The sequence below is a fragment of the Natronococcus sp. JC468 genome (assembly GCF_012163165.1).
GTDB classification, from domain to species: domain Archaea; phylum Halobacteriota; class Halobacteria; order Halobacteriales; family Natrialbaceae; genus Natronococcus; species Natronococcus jeotgali.
This window is the reverse complement of the sequence record NZ_JAAVUO010000060.1, coordinates 1-14,035: the sequence shown is the minus strand read 5'-3', so window position 1 is coordinate 14,035 and position 14,035 is coordinate 1. Positions and strand designations below refer to the sequence as shown.

Below are 14,035 nucleotides of genomic sequence, written 5' to 3'. Positions count from 1 at the left end.
TCGACAGACGCTCATCTCGATCCGATCAAACGCCTTACACAGCGTGGAAGGCGCGGGGAGATCGGCCTCGTCAAGGCCGATCTCCCCTGTTATTTGCGGCATCTCCTTCAACAGATCGATTGTCATCCGGTAGGACGTATCGAGATAAATCCGGAGACAATGCAGCGAAACGAGGGCATAGTCGGCGAATCCGCCGCCGCCCTGCGGGGCGGCGGATTCGCCTCGTTCACCCGTAACTCTTTGTGCAATCGAGACGCAACGCTCGGTGAAGCGGGAGATTTTCGTCATGGACAACCGAAGTCTCCCCGCTTCAACTCCTTCGATTTACTGACCTCCCCCGACACCGTCTAGTGATTCAACGCAGCCCTCTAAAGACACGAATAGCTGTTCAGTTTCCAACCGAGACGTCCGAGAGCGTTACAGAGATGTTCTCGAGTCGGATATCGATGCTGCAGATCTCGTATGTGGTATCGTTGAGGCTGATGGTCACACCATCGCTCTGGAACGACGCCGAATCAATCTCGTAGGTTCGTTCATCGATTTCGTACGACGGGAGGCCCTCACCCGATACATCAACGTTCTCGATCGTGAACTCTTCGTCCGCGATCGTGACGTCGATGCTGCCGATCTGAGTTGCGTCGGTGGTGTCACCGGCGGCCACGCCGACCGAGGCCATCCCAATTGTGAAGATGAGTACGAGACCGATAATGCCAAGACGTGTTACTTTATGCATTTCAATTGTAGTATACGTGCCCATTGAAATTATAGTGCGCGGTTCGGTCAAGAGGGTATCGAAGCATGTCTAACGGTCAGTCCGTCATTACTCTATTGAGACGGACGAGTATGCAACGTATCGTGTCTCAGTCACCATTGACTACCTCCCGCGCCTCGAGTCGCGGGAATCTCACTATGGGATTTCTGGCCGAGCGATTCAACCCTACGGTTTCAAGACGCATACGTTCCAAGCATCGCCTGCTGGGCTTCAGCATCGGTTTGGATGTCTTACAGGCCGGTCAAACGGGCTACCTTCCTCAGCTAAATCATCGCCATCCGTGTATTCTCTTGAATGACTCTCTCCGCTGAGGTAGCTGTCTACAATATTGAGCGCGGCATTGATGTCCGCGTGGTACTCCGATACCGACACACCCTGTTGAAACACTTGAACGTCGCTTGGTCGGGGCGGTCGCCCGAGGTGTCCGCCAGTAGACCCGTTCGGGGATCACAACGGTAATCTCGTGTCGCCGAGCGAACCGCTCGAGAGCATTGTACTTGGGATTCTGTTGGCGACCACATGCGATCAAGAAGCCCGAATCAGCAATCCACGCTACGGAGTCCGATGAGTAGTCGTCATCTCTATTCATCGAACTCACTCAGGCTGGTTCTCAGCCGGCAGATGCTCATGTGCGTCTTGTAGGCGCTCGAAATACAGATCAACCTCCTGCATGTCGAGAACCACATCACGGAGTGCCTGCAGGATGGCGATTCCAAATGCTGGCTGGACTCCTAACTCGCAGGCAGAGACACGCTCACCCATTCCATGATCGACGTACGGAATCGCGTACGTCAGTGCAGCAGCAAGTTTCCCGAGCCCATATTTCTCGATTACGAGGGCCAGATCTTGATCCCGCGAAGAACGTCCAACGGCTTCGATAAGTGTCGCGGTAATAGTATACTCAGCATCATCCAGATTTGCGGTCAACAGAACTTGTCCAGAACTATCTTTTGAATCCTAACTATAATGCTTGTACGAGTATCACATGGTACACACCATCTCTACGAAGATGATAAGACGCTTGTGAAAATGTTTTCCAGTCATTTGATAGATATTCTAAAATAAAACATAACAACTGGTGAGTCCAGAGACTTATCCTGCTAGGGACAATCACACAATACACGGGGTAACCGCGACACAGAGGTGAACCCCTATGAGCAACAAGGATGGAAACGAGCGGGGAGATAGCGAGCGGGAGACATCCGGACATAATCGCCAACAAACCGACCCCTCCCTTGCAAGAGCTATCGAGAGTTCACTACAAGCAGGATTGCGATCATTGTCAGAGGGATTAGAAAATCTGGTTGGAGAAGACGCGAAGCGCTCCTCGAGAGGCCCTCCTCGATCACGACCACCTGCGCAGAGAACGCAGGCAAATCAAAAGCAACGGACAGACAGTTCGGAGCGAAAACAAGCGCGCAAATCGGAGTCCACAGACTGTTTGATCGATACTCGTCTTGACAACGGCGAGTTCGTTGTTGTCGCTGACCTGCCTGGAGCAACCAAAGATGATCTCACGGCTGGAATCAATCCAAGCACGAACGAACTCATTATCAAGGAAACAGACACTACGGTTGGACGAGTAGAGCTTCCCTGGACCTCGTCTGAAATGCGAAAAGCGTGGTTCAAGAACGGTGTCCTCGAAGTCTACGTACAGTCAGACGACACCGAATCGTCCGAGAAATCCACTTCCTAGAGAATCGGGTTCTCCTTCAGCCGTATATTTGGGTCTACTGTTCGGCAACTAGACTGACTGGAACAACAAGTTACATTTTTGAAATAAGGTGGAACGGGAATTGAGTCACTGGCGTATGGAGGTGATTCCTCTTAGTCAATGCTCACTGACGGACTGCTGTATGTGCGCTCAATTCACAAGCGACGATGAAGTCGATTAGAGCGGTTGTGAGAATTCTGAGCAGATCGTTGTCAGCCTTCAGAACAGAGACCGGATTGTAATCACCGCGGACCACAACGACACGAACGCATCGATCCATGAACGATGAATACAGCACCCGAATGGCGGAGATTCTGGACCAAGCGAGCGACGAAAGTGGGACGTTACTGACATCGGAGGAGACGGCAGATGACGCCGGACGCAGCCTCATTCAGGTCGCGAGGGAAGCTGACGAGTTCGTCGCGTCCTCAGAGCCGATGGAATTGCTCGAGGCTGCTGGTCTCGAGACGCTCCCGGACGGATCGGAGGCCGAGTCCGTTTCCGAGGCGGTCGCAAAGGGCGATCCCAAACGCGTCGAGGATCTTCATCGGCTGCTGTGTCTCGCGAAACTCGGCGATCGATCGGACGAGGAGCAACTCGAGGACGCAACCGGCGGGATCCGTGAGACAATCCGACAGGCACAGTCGGAAACTGCCGAATATGACACGGAAACTGCCGAATATGACACCCGAGTGGCGGAGATTCTGGACCAAGCGAGCGACGAAAGTGGGACGTTGCTAACACCGGAGGGGACGGCAGATGACGCCGGACACAACCTGATCGAAGTCGCGAGGGAGGCTGACGAACTCGTTGCATCCTCGGGGCCGATGGAATTGCTCGAGGCTGCTGGTCTCAGGACACTGCCGGACGGATCGGAGGCCGAATCCGTTTCCGAGGCGATTGCGAAGGGCGATCCTGAACGCGTCGAGGATCTCCATCGATTGTTGCGCCTCGCGAAGCTTGGCGACCGATCAGACGAGGAAACACTCGAAGACGCGACCGTCAAGATTCGAGAGGCAATTCAGCAGGCTCAGTCGGCAACGGACGAGACGATGACGGAAGACACTGACCAGGACGATACCTCTGACCAAGATGGAACTGAACAGAAGGCGACAGCTGACGACGAGAGCGAAGCAGAGGCCAGGGAAGGCAACGGCGAGGAGGTCGATGATCTCGAGGACCGTCTCCGTGCGGCGTTGAGCTCGCCATTCGAGACGTTTGGCGACGAGATCGGCGACATCCAAGAGCAAATCGAGGAGGCGGCCATAGGCCACGAGGACGTGACGGACGAAGTGGAAGAAACCGACGACGAAAGTGACGATAGCGATGAAGACGATAGCGGGCTCCTCGGGCTGGGCGACAGCGGTGACGGCGGGTTCGGCTCGAGCGATTCGTCTCGTCTCTCGACAATGGCACCGCCGCCGTCAGAACGAGCGGACATGCATGCCGTCAAGCGCTACTCGACGATGCCGAAGCGAAACAAGTAACAACGATGTCAGTCCCCAGACAGGGGCCGTCACAATTGACATCCTCTCACGACCAAAGTCGTAGGCATTCCCCCCCTACTATTGTGTATTTTTCTTAACAGGGTCGTCAGAAATTCCAAACTGAAGGATCGACCGTTCATCGTCCTCTTCTGTCGCATCCGAAACGAACAGCAGTGTGTCCTCACGGAGTGTTTGCACTCGGGTCTGAGATCCATCGATTCGTCACTGGCCGTTCATCAAGGATGATACAGACGTACTCGGCCATTTCACTAATCGCCTCGACCGTCAACACCTTGTTTTACCCTCCTATTTTAGAAATTAAATCTTATAATTATCAGAGAGTTCGTCGTTATTATTCCGAAAAGTGGGATCAGCTGAGTCGTTCAGCCGTCAACTCGTCGGTCTCCGCGTTTCCGTCGGCGTCGGGTGATCCCCGGTACGTGTTGATCCCGAGCATGGTGTTCATCGGGCATTTCTGTGTGACCGCCGTGACCGTTAGCACCGCGCCAACGAAGATTAGGAGGGCAGCGAAGATCGTTCCGATCATACCGGCAGCGATCGTGACCACTCCGGCAAGTCCGGCGAGTCCGACGACGACCAGCACTGGCCCAACAACGGATCGCAATCCGCGGTCGTATCCGCCAACATTTTTATCCATGGATAGTGTCACCGATGCATTATAGGCTCTCAGCGGACATATGGTATGAAGATTGTTCACCTCTGCAATATGAACTTACCCTCTCCTCTTAGACACAACCACGATCTTAATCCTGACCGGAAATTGATATCCTCCTGCAGCTAAAGATACAGAAACCCTGGGTGATGGGAACTTCAGGTTCGCAACCATGACTCCACCATTTCACGGGAACTCGTTTACTAGTTCCGGGATCGGAGAATGTTTCTCCGAAGCCGGGGCAAATAGTGAGCTAAATTAGCTGTTGTTACAATCCCTACAAGCTCATTGGTATCCACGACTGGGAGGTGTTGGATTGAATGCTCTCTCATCAGTGTGGCCGCTTCACGAATCGATTTGTCGCTCGTGACTGTGACGACCGGTGTCGACATAAACGAACCCACGGTGATAGACGAGAGATCTGCATCAACAGTGACCTGGTGCATAATGTCGGATTTAGTAACAATTCCCAGAATATCTTTTGTCTCTGGGGAAGTCACGACTACGGATCCGATATTGTCTGCCGCGAACATTCTCGCAATGGCACTAGCCGTCGTGTCTTCGGTGGTAGTTCGCACAGCTTGTGTCATTACGGATGCTATGGTTTGTTCTATCATGGTAAGGCTACAACGTAGAAGCGGTTAACTCTTGCTCGAGAGTCGTAGAAAGGGAAATTCAGCCGCTTACGGATGTACTGTTCTGACCGTCGAATTCTCAAATATTTCGATCGCCCGATTTGAGGACACTGTCTGGTTCTGTACCTCCTTGATCGGCGTCTTTCCATCGAGAGCTTGATACGGTCTCTGTTGGCTGTAGTAATGCATAAACTATTCAAGCCACTCGCGGACGCTCGACCGACTACCTACCCACGAATTATGGAAGCGGTCGATACGCATTTTGAGCGTGTGAAACCACTTTTCGATGAGGTTTCGGTCGGTATAGTTGACCCGACCGCTCAATCCTAATCGAGCAAGGGCAGTCCGGTAGCCGAATTGATCAACGAGAAACTCAGCATCCGAGTGATCGTGTTTCTCGGTGAGTCGATGGAGAAACGCAGCCGCCGAATCGGTGCCATGTCGCTCAAATAACGCAACATCGAGAATCAACTTTGTCTCGGTGTCTATTGCAGCGTACAACCAAGACTATTCGCTATTAATCTTGACAGCGGTTTCGTCAACAGCGACCCGCTTCGGCTGCGCCTCAGGCGGGTCGCGTCCGCTGTCAGCTAGCCGATGAACCCAGTTCCAAACCGCTCCGTGAGAGCGCTGAATGCCTAATTCCGCTAAAATCGTTGTTGTCTCCCGAAGTGAACAACCGGTCTGATGGAGGCGGACGACAAACGCCCTGACGGGCGTCGCCGTCCGCTCATTCTCCTAAAATTCTTCAAAATCCGGTTCATAGCTCTCGCTGAGCAGGTCTGCAAGCATCTAACCAATTCACTCAACGACCTGTTCACTTCTCAAATTGACTCAACCAGATAGTGCCATGAATATTAAACTATTGGTGCTAGTTTGATGAGTTCCTACGGAAATGTAGAGGTTGTACTGACTCGTTCCCACGAATTCGAACACGAACTATGTCCCAGCGAACCCGCGTCATTGTTGCTTTCGGCATTGTCGTCCTCCTGAGCGTATCACTCGGAGCCCAAGCTGTCATGATCGACCAGGAACCGAGAGTCATAGACAAGGACCAGTCGTACCCTGGAAACACGCTCGTTGGCGTTCACTCATATAACGATAATGGACGGATTGTCGAACTCACACCCGATGGCGAGGTTGCCTGGGAATGGTCAGTGCCGGACTCACGAGTGTTCGCTGTCGAGCAACTCAACGAGGAAACCGTCCTCGCGGCTGTCGCCGTTAAGACCCCCGCTGAAGACTGCGATGAGGAGTATCTCGAATACGAGAACGAAGACGACCACTGTGTCCATAATCGTGTCATCGAGATCGATAAGGGGGCGAACGAAGTCGTCTGGGAGTACGACTGGTACGACGAGTTTATCGCCAATCATGAGGTTCATGACGTTGAGCGCCTCGACAACGGCGAGACAGCGATCGCTGACATGGGTGACGATCGCGCGTTCACCGTTGACCGCGATGGTGAGATTACCTGGGAGTGGCACGCCGAGGATCACTTGACACCCGGAACGCCGTTTTACGAGGAATACGGCGGACCGGAAAAAGACGGAGAACACGACGACTGGACACACATGAATGACATAGACTATCTGGACAATGGAAACTTCCAGATGAGCATCCGTAACTTCGACGTGATGATCGAAGTCGATCCAGAAACAGACGAAATCGTAAATGTCGTCGGCGAGCCGGGGAACCACAGCATATTGGAGGAACAACACAATCCGCACCACATCGAAGACGAAGGGACGATGGTCGTTGCTGACAGCATGAATAATCGCGTCGTCGAACTCGATGTCGAGTCCCAAGAACACATTTGGCGTTACACCGGTCCCGCGACCGACCCTCTCCAGTGGCCCCGAGACGCCGACCGTTTGCCCAATGGAAACACGCTCATCACGGATTCCCGGAACAACCGTGTGCTCGAGGTCAGTCCCGATGGTGAGATTGTCTGGCAGTTTGATGACCGCGGCGGTAACGTCATTCCCCTTCCGTACGAGGCCGACCGCATTGATGTCGGCGAAGGGTCGGACGCCCCATCGGGGTACGAATTGACAGCGCTCGATGACGAACTTGGTCCCGTCGAATCGCTGATTCGATGGGGAGAAGCTATGGCCCAGTATATTTTGCCGACGTGGATGCACCTCCCGCAGATACTACACCTCGTCGGAATTGTCCTCGGTACGCTGTGGCTCTGTGCAGAAGGTCTCGTCGTAGGTTGGCGTCAGATTGAGATCGGTTGGTGACATGCTTCCACGACTTTATGCCGGGGACGACGTCGTGTCCTCATTCGTTTTCTGTTAATCGTGTCCCCTTGTACGTGAGAAACACCGCGGTACCGAGTGCCGCAGCGTACCAGAGCGTCCCCACGCGAACGATCATCGTGGCAGCCGCCGCGACGGCTTCAGAGTAGCCGAACGAGACGAGCACGCCGATCATCGACGCCTCCGTCGCTGCGAGGCCGCCGGGAAGCATCGACACCGCGCCGACGACCGATCCGAGTCCGAAAACGAACAGGCTGACCACGACGCTCGCTTCGACGCCAAACCCGTCGAGGACAACCCAGAGCGCGAGTCCCTCTAATCCCCACGCGACGAGACTCAACAGCGTCGAGATTACCAGCGGACGCAACCGGAAGAGCCGATACGCACTCTCGTAAAACCGCTCGAGATCGGTTGCGTACTGCCCAACCACCGGAACCGATTCAAGTCCACCTAGGATCGCCAGGGAGGCTCGCCGCCACTGGAGCAGGCCAATTCCGATAACGATGGTTCCGAGGGTGATGACAACCGGCAGTGACGAGTGGCTGTAGAACACGAGCCCGAGCGCGGCCATGGCGCTCAGCGCGATGAGATCGGTAATACGTTCGGCACCGACAACGGAGGTGGTCTTGCTTGCGGGGACGCCGCGTTTGTCCCGGAGAAACCACGCTTTCCAGACTTCGCCGGCTTTCCCCGGCGTAACAACCATCATCAAGCCACTAAAGAAGGTGAGCGCGCTCGCGTCAACCGGCACGTCGATCTCGAGACAGTAGAGATAGTAGTGCCATTTGGCGAACCGGAAACCGTAGCCAACGGTTGTGAGACCGACGACGATGGCGAACGTCTCCCATTCCACCGTCGCGAGCGTACGCATCAAGGTACCGACGTCCGCATAGACGGCGAGTCCGAGGAAGACAACGACCGAAAGCAGCGCCGTCAACCAGACGCCGTGGCTCCGAACGACCGTTCGACTGCGGTCGACGACGGTTTCGCCGCTCATCGTCTTAACGGCTGGTCCGACGTGAGGGCCGCGATCGCCCGACTCGATAGCGTGTGGGCCTCGTGAAGTTTGGTTGCGATGTGACCTGAGAGATACCGTCCGCGGCCGCTCGGTCTGACGCGTCCGTCGCGTATGGCGTCCGCAAGCGTTCCGTCGCCCTCAACGACGGTGTGTGCACGGCCGACCTCCATCGGGAAGTGCGCGTCGCTTCCACCGGTCGTCGGCAGGTCATAGGCAGTTGCGAACGCCGTCGCGCGCTCGTTAAACCGGCGGCGGACGCACCGCGAGTTGATCGCCTCGACGCCATCGACGGCGTTGGCGAGGGCCGCGAGATCGGTCTCGTAGTACTGCCGCAGCGTGTCGAACGGGTGCGAGACGACGGCCACACCGCCCTGATCGTGGATGTGCTCGATCACCGTCAGCGGGTCGGCCTGCGGCGGTGGTTCGGACACGTCGAGCGCCAGGAGGTGGCCCTCGGTCGTCGTCACCTCGACCGCGGAGATCACGTCGAGAGTGTCCGGCGCAGTCTCTCGAACGACTTCGACGTTAGCGACCGTATCGTGGTCGGTGACGGCGATTCCGTCGAGCTCGGCGTCGACTGCCGCCGTGGCGACGCGCTCGGGCGACGTACTCGAGCAGGGCGAGGCGTTCGTGTGTACCTGAAGATCGTATCGGCGTGTCATGGTGATCTCGGTGCGGAACGAGATAAGGTGGTCACGCGATCATCTCGATGAGACGAACCGGAAACTGATAAAGGATCGCGATAACGACGAGTCCCCAGATGACGAGGTTGACGAGAAACGGACGGTCGCTGAAGAGAAACTTTGGATCACCGCCCAGTTGCTGAGTGTGGATGAGGAAGTGGTAGCGGAAGCCCGCGAAAACGGCAAACGGAAGCGTAGCCATCATCCGCATATCGCCACCATAGAACGTGTAGAGCGAGTACGAGACGATCAATGCCGAGAGAGTGATGATGAGAAACTGATCGAGCATCTCATCGGTGTACTTGCCGAGGACAGGACGCGATGCAGACGGATCATTGCTGACTGCCATCTCGTGGCGGCGCTTACCGAACGCGAGCATTAGCGCTCCAAGAAACGTACAGACGACGAGCCAGGGACTTAGGTAGACGTCAATCGCGACAACGCCAGCAATGGCTCGCAAGACAAACCCGATGGCGATAACCATCACGTCAACGATGACTATCTCCTTCATAATCGAGGAGTAGAGTGCATTCTGAGCGAGATACGTGAGCACAACGAGGAGAAACAGCGGACCGAGGTACCACGAGATAGCGAGACCACCAACGAAGAGCAGGAACGCGAACACGATTGCCACGGGTATCGATACCTGTCCACTGGCGATCGGGCGATGTTTCTTTCGTGGATGGTTACGGTCCTCTTCGATATCGAGGATGTCGTTGCCGATATACGTCGCACCCGCGATAGCGCAGAAGGTGAGGATTCCAAGCATGACGTTCGTGACGGCAGCCGAATTGAACAGGTTCTCGGAGAAGATGAGCCCCAAGATCAGAATGCTTTGCTTGTACCACTGCCAAGGACGGATCTCCTTTGCCAATCCGGAGACGGTCCCTACGAACCGGTTCTGGTTAGCGTAGACACGGGACATTTGTCTATCCCTCCTGCCACACAGGGCAGTAAAAAGATCCAGCTTACTTTCACTGATTTGCGCCGATTAGTTTGTCTTAAATAGTAACGAGGCTTTGAGCCGATCACTCAAACTGAAGTGGCAACACTAGTTACACGGTTGTAACGTTTCGATAATCAAAACCGAAAGCTGGTGTGCGATGCCTGCCTTTCGAACATGAAGTAGTCACCGGACGCGCTGGGCTGATTAGTGGACTCGAACAAACGACAAGGGGTTTCGCAAGCAGAAACAGATCGGAAGACCGTTGCGGTGGAAACCACTACTCAACTCGCAATCGAATACGCCGGTTTCACGATACCAAGTGAGGAATTGCCATTCGCTCGATGTTCGCTCAATCGTGCTACTGCCCACCAATTTTACAAATGGAAGAAGTCTACGAACAGTATAGAACACGATACATGCCGATACACTATTGAGGTCCCATATAGACGTCCCGTTTGATACCAGAATGAGCAATAGTGAACGCAACAGCGACGACTCGATCGACTCAGTTCTCGTCACAGGCGGAACCGGATTCCTCGGATTGCACACATGTCAATACTTCCGCGATCAAGGGTGGGACGTCACGGCGTTCGACCTCCAACCGTTCGACAAGGAAGATGACACAGGTGGCATTTCCTTCATCAAGGGTGATGTCAGAAACGAGGCAGCCGTAGCCAACGCACTCGAAGAGAGCGGCGCCACCAGTGTCGTACACACGGCGGCCGCACTCCCGTTGTGGGATGCCGACCGTATCCGCGAAACAACGATCGACGGGACGCGGAACGTGCTCTGGGCGGCGAAAGAACGCGACGTCAAGCGGGTCTGTTATATCTCCTCGACGGCGGTGTATGGGACTCATGACGAACATCCAATCACCGAAGAATCGCCTCTAGATGGAGTCGGTCCCTACGGTGAGGCCAAGATCGAGGCCGAAAAGATCTGCCAGGATTTCCGCCGAATGGGGATGTACGTCCCGATTCTCCGTCCGAAAACGTTCATCGGCCCACAGCGACTCGGTGTGTTTCAGGTGCTGTTCGACTGGATCGAGGACGGCGCGAACGTCCCGCTTGTCGGCTGGGGAAACAACCGCTACCAGCTGTTGCACGTCCACGATCTGGTCACCGCTATCGAACTGATGCTCACCGGTGACGAGGAGGCGAAAAATGACACGTTCAACGTCGGCACCGACGAGTTCGGCACGATGAAGGAGGACTTCCAGGCGCCCATCGATTACGCTGAGACGGGTAAACGCACCATCGGGACTCCCGCCTTCCTCACGGTTGCTGTCCTCCGCGTCCTTGAACGGCTGAATCTGTCCCCGCTGTACCCGTGGGTCTACGAGACGGCCCATGAGGACTCCTACGTCTCCGTCGAGAAGCTGAAGGGACTCGGATGGGAGCCTGAGTACTCGAATCGGGAGGCGCTTGTAGAGACCTACGAGTGGTATCTAGAGAATTACGAGGCTGACGAAGCGGTCGACGAGACGGGGCTCGATCACCGCGTCGCATGGGACCAAGGCGCCCTTGCCATCGCAAAGAAGGTCTCACAACGTATTTGACCTCCTTCACAGCCTGAAGACCGTTGAATCCGACCATCGGGTTTCCGCCGGGTGTGGCGTTCGAGGTTCTAACCCGAACTCACGGGGAACCGGCAACACACCGGGAGAACTCTCGTTTCCTCCCCTGTATAGGGCTGTGGCCCGATCAATGAGGTCCCGTCGCATACCATGTCATCGCTGTGTGACGAACAGTCCGCGTTCGTCTACCCCTTGTCTGTTCGGGGACGGCATCTCACGGTATTCGTAGCACTCCATGCTATGCAGGGCCACAGAGAAACGATTACGATCGAAATCCGGCTCGGTCACCGACAGTAGATGGTGCGCCAGGCCTACTACTTGACTTCCGCCTGAAGACGGAGGTATGTGCTTGCTCTCTTTATCAGGCGATACAATAACATGCTTCCCGATAGTCAAAGTCCACAGACAGTGTAATCCCCCCTCCCTATGTCAGTAAGATCACGTTTTCAGATCCGCGATAGTTGGCTCGTCGTCCTCAGTCCGATCGTCGCTCTTCTGTTCGTCAAAGGATTCGCCGAATACCTCCTGACCGAATGGCCGGCAATCGCTACCGATCCAGCGTTCTTCCAGCACACGGGCTGGTATATTCTTCAGGGCGGTGTCCCATATGTCGACGTCTGGGACGTGAATCCACCCGTTCCGTTCGGCATCGCAGCCGTTCTCGCCGCCGTCTCCGGCGGAGATATGCTCGTCTTGCACGCACTGAGCTCGGCACTCACGACACTTGTCGGCGCCGTGAGCGTCATACTCGTCGGCTGGGTAGCAAAACTCGTGACTGGAGAGGATGCGGCGGCGATCGCCGCCGGTCTTACAATGCTCGTCGTGCCAGAAGTCTTCCTTCTCTCTCCGGAGGGGATCCGAGCGCAGTTTTACGCGCTGTTCTTTGGTACTCTCGCGCTTGCGCTCATCCTCCGTGACCGACCGTTCCTCGCCGGGGCTGTTGCCGCACTGAGCGCCGGTTCATGGCAGATGGGGATCGTCTTCGCGCCGTTGATCGTTGGGATGGCATACCAGCGAAACGGGACGAAAAACGCGCTCTCTGCGATCGCGGGCGGCAGTCTCGTTGCTGGCGTCGTCATTATCGTATTCGCTGCCGCAGGCGCGCTCGTTCCGATGATTGTACAGGCGGTACGCGCACCGTTAACCGCTGGATCGCCAAACACTCTAGCCGAATACGGCTACACAGTGCTGTTAGTGCTCGGGTACGGATCAATACTTCTTCCAGTTGCATTCTTCGGATGGGGCTACGCTGGCATCCGCAACCTTCGCGACCGGTGGTGGCTGCCGGCTGGCGGCGCGATACTCACGTATCAAGTGTTGACTATCGACATGGACGGATCAACGGATGCACTCCTTTGGCTCGCCTTCGTCGCGCTCGGTGTTGCTATCGCTGTCGAACGTATGATCAAGTGGCAGCCAACGATGACCGCTCGTCACAGCAACAATTCACCTCGGACGGCCAGTCGTGGATGGATCGTCGGTATCGCTATAATCATCGTTATCGGACTGCTCGTTCCTGCGGGAATTATCTGGCACAATGATTCGCCGTATCCGCAATCGACACTGCAGACGATGAAGGAAGATGCCGAAGTGGACGAAGACATCTCGATCACGCCGGACGACGCCGACGTCCCGTCAATGCAGACCATTTATTGGGAGCAATTGCAACCGGAGACGTGTCACTACCGGTTGAGCTGGAATGAAATACGATGGATCTCGATAACCGATGATCAACTAGACACACGCGAATGCAGCGGGTGGCCAACTGAAGTCGAACGTGCCTAGTGGACCATCTATAGCAATCGTTAGAACTTTCTGCCCATAGACTGTTGCTGTTTGGGCACTGTCTATAGTAGACGTTAGAGCTTTCCACCCACAGGCTGTGCTGTATCTAATGAATCCTCTCGGCGAGTCGGTGATTGCTTCTTCTTTGGGTTCGAAGAATGTATGGCTGCTAACGCTCGAGATATGTTATCTTCGAGCTATGTGAGACTTAGAAGATGGTTTGATTGTCGCCTTTGCCATGTTACCAGAGTATTCACCGGAACCCATTCAGTCGAAGAACGCTCGAGACAGTTGCGATCAGTACTTAGTAACCGATTCTTCGATTCGCTTGTTGAATTGACGACAGCGATCAACACTCTCCTTGATCAAAATTCACTCCCAAAAGTGAGCAGCCACTTCTAATGTCTACTATAGTTCTGCACCTCCTCGATCGGCGTCTTTCCGTCGAGAGCTTGGTGCGGTCTCTGGCGGTTGTAGTAGTG

11 protein-coding genes and 4 pseudogenes are annotated in these 14,035 nt (G+C 55.1%); 6 read left to right on the top strand and 9 right to left on the bottom strand.

The annotated features are described in order from the left end of the window. The 3 genes and pseudogenes from GWG54_RS19235 to GWG54_RS19225 all read right to left on the bottom strand — a co-directional run. Positions 1 to 288, bottom strand: a pseudogene (locus GWG54_RS19235) (IS5/IS1182 family transposase); the annotation flags it as partial. A gap of 100 nt (positions 289 to 388) precedes the next feature. Beyond that, a complete protein-coding gene (locus GWG54_RS19230; protein WP_245242878.1) occupies positions 389 to 757 on the bottom strand; it encodes a hypothetical protein in 369 nt (122 codons plus the stop codon). A gap of 609 nt (positions 758 to 1,366) precedes the next feature. Then, positions 1,367 to 1,717: pseudogene (locus GWG54_RS19225) on the bottom strand (transcriptional regulator TrmB); the annotation flags it as partial. Positions 1,718 to 1,925: 208 nt separating this feature from the next. Between GWG54_RS19225 and gvpH the strand changes: the two are divergent. Continuing rightward, positions 1,926 to 2,468 carry a gas vesicle protein GvpH gene (gvpH, locus tag GWG54_RS19220; RefSeq protein WP_245242877.1) on the top strand — a complete coding sequence of 181 codons (543 nt, stop codon included), beginning with the start codon at positions 1,926 to 1,928 and terminating at the stop codon, positions 2,466 to 2,468. A gap of 296 nt (positions 2,469 to 2,764) precedes the next feature. Continuing rightward, positions 2,765 to 3,973, top strand: coding sequence for a hypothetical protein (locus GWG54_RS21040; protein ID WP_245242876.1), 1,209 nt, complete (start codon positions 2,765 to 2,767; stop codon positions 3,971 to 3,973). A gap of 370 nt (positions 3,974 to 4,343) precedes the next feature. Here GWG54_RS21040 and GWG54_RS19210 read toward each other — a convergent pair whose 3' ends face one another. The 3 genes and pseudogenes from GWG54_RS19210 to GWG54_RS19200 form a co-directional block, all read right to left on the bottom strand. Next, the gene (locus GWG54_RS19210) at positions 4,344 to 4,631 is read right to left on the bottom strand and encodes a DUF2892 domain-containing protein (RefSeq protein ID WP_167939267.1); all 288 of its coding nucleotides are present in this window, start codon (positions 4,629 to 4,631) and stop codon (positions 4,344 to 4,346) included. Between the two features lie 218 nt (positions 4,632 to 4,849). Next, entirely contained in the window at positions 4,850 to 5,236 is a 387-nt protein-coding gene (locus GWG54_RS19205; protein ID WP_167939266.1) for a cyclic nucleotide-binding/CBS domain-containing protein, read from the bottom strand. Positions 5,237 to 5,329: 93 nt separating this feature from the next. Beyond that, positions 5,330 to 6,073 (bottom strand): annotated as a pseudogene (locus GWG54_RS19200) (IS6 family transposase). Between the two features lie 227 nt (positions 6,074 to 6,300). Here GWG54_RS19200 and GWG54_RS19195 point away from each other — a divergent pair. After that, positions 6,301 to 7,527 carry an aryl-sulfate sulfotransferase gene (locus GWG54_RS19195; protein WP_245242875.1) on the top strand — a complete coding sequence of 409 codons (1,227 nt, stop codon included), beginning with the start codon at positions 6,301 to 6,303 and terminating at the stop codon, positions 7,525 to 7,527. Between the two features lie 40 nt (positions 7,528 to 7,567). On the opposite strand, the gene GWG54_RS19190 is transcribed toward GWG54_RS19195, so the two are convergent. The 3 genes from GWG54_RS19190 to GWG54_RS19180 are packed head-to-tail and all read right to left on the bottom strand — an operon-like array spanning position 7,568 to position 10,171. Continuing rightward, positions 7,568 to 8,542 carry a lysylphosphatidylglycerol synthase transmembrane domain-containing protein gene (locus GWG54_RS19190; protein ID WP_167939262.1) on the bottom strand — a complete coding sequence of 325 codons (975 nt, stop codon included), beginning with the start codon at positions 8,540 to 8,542 and terminating at the stop codon, positions 7,568 to 7,570. After that, complete coding sequence (locus tag GWG54_RS19185; RefSeq protein WP_167939261.1) at positions 8,539 to 9,225, bottom strand: PHP domain-containing protein; 687 nt, start codon at positions 9,223 to 9,225, stop codon at positions 8,539 to 8,541. The genes GWG54_RS19190 and GWG54_RS19185 overlap by 4 nt, the downstream gene beginning before the upstream one ends. Before the next feature lie 31 nt (positions 9,226 to 9,256). Continuing rightward, positions 9,257 to 10,171, bottom strand: a complete 915-nt coding sequence (locus GWG54_RS19180; RefSeq protein WP_167939260.1) for a decaprenyl-phosphate phosphoribosyltransferase — start codon at positions 10,169 to 10,171, stop codon at positions 9,257 to 9,259. Positions 10,172 to 10,658: 487 nt separating this feature from the next. On the opposite strand from GWG54_RS19180, the gene GWG54_RS19175 reads away from it, so the two are divergent. The 3 genes and pseudogenes from GWG54_RS19175 to GWG54_RS21415 form a co-directional block, all read left to right on the top strand. Then, complete coding sequence (locus GWG54_RS19175) at positions 10,659 to 11,750, top strand: NAD(P)-dependent oxidoreductase (RefSeq protein WP_167939259.1); 1,092 nt, start codon at positions 10,659 to 10,661, stop codon at positions 11,748 to 11,750. 444 nt (positions 11,751 to 12,194) lie between these two features. Then, positions 12,195 to 13,553, top strand: coding sequence for a DolP-mannose mannosyltransferase (locus tag GWG54_RS19170; protein ID WP_167939258.1), 1,359 nt, complete (start codon positions 12,195 to 12,197; stop codon positions 13,551 to 13,553). Between the two features lie 129 nt (positions 13,554 to 13,682). Then, positions 13,683 to 13,955, top strand: a pseudogene (locus GWG54_RS21415) (IS630 family transposase); the annotation flags it as partial. Positions 13,956 to 14,035: the final 80 nt, after the last annotated feature.

Bases quoted from the DNA above. Each gene is read 5' to 3' on its own strand.
- GWG54_RS19230 (WP_245242878.1), bottom strand. From the start codon at position 757: ATGGGCACGTATACTACAATTGAAATGCATAAAGTAACACGTCTTGGC.
- gvpH (WP_245242877.1), top strand. From the start codon at position 1,926: ATGAGCAACAAGGATGGAAACGAGCGGGGAGATAGCGAGCGGGAGACA.
- GWG54_RS21040 (WP_245242876.1), top strand. From the start codon at position 2,765: ATGAACGATGAATACAGCACCCGAATGGCGGAGATTCTGGACCAAGCG.
- GWG54_RS19210 (WP_167939267.1), bottom strand. From the start codon at position 4,631: ATGGATAAAAATGTTGGCGGATACGACCGCGGATTGCGATCCGTTGTT.
- GWG54_RS19205 (WP_167939266.1), bottom strand. From the start codon at position 5,236: ATGACACAAGCTGTGCGAACTACCACCGAAGACACGACGGCTAGTGCC.
- GWG54_RS19195 (WP_245242875.1), top strand. From the start codon at position 6,301: ATGATCGACCAGGAACCGAGAGTCATAGACAAGGACCAGTCGTACCCT.
- GWG54_RS19190 (WP_167939262.1), bottom strand. From the start codon at position 8,542: ATGAGCGGCGAAACCGTCGTCGACCGCAGTCGAACGGTCGTTCGGAGC.
- GWG54_RS19185 (WP_167939261.1), bottom strand. From the start codon at position 9,225: ATGACACGCCGATACGATCTTCAGGTACACACGAACGCCTCGCCCTGC.
- GWG54_RS19180 (WP_167939260.1), bottom strand. From the start codon at position 10,171: ATGTCCCGTGTCTACGCTAACCAGAACCGGTTCGTAGGGACCGTCTCC.
- GWG54_RS19175 (WP_167939259.1), top strand. From the start codon at position 10,659: ATGAGCAATAGTGAACGCAACAGCGACGACTCGATCGACTCAGTTCTC.
- GWG54_RS19170 (WP_167939258.1), top strand. From the start codon at position 12,195: ATGTCAGTAAGATCACGTTTTCAGATCCGCGATAGTTGGCTCGTCGTC.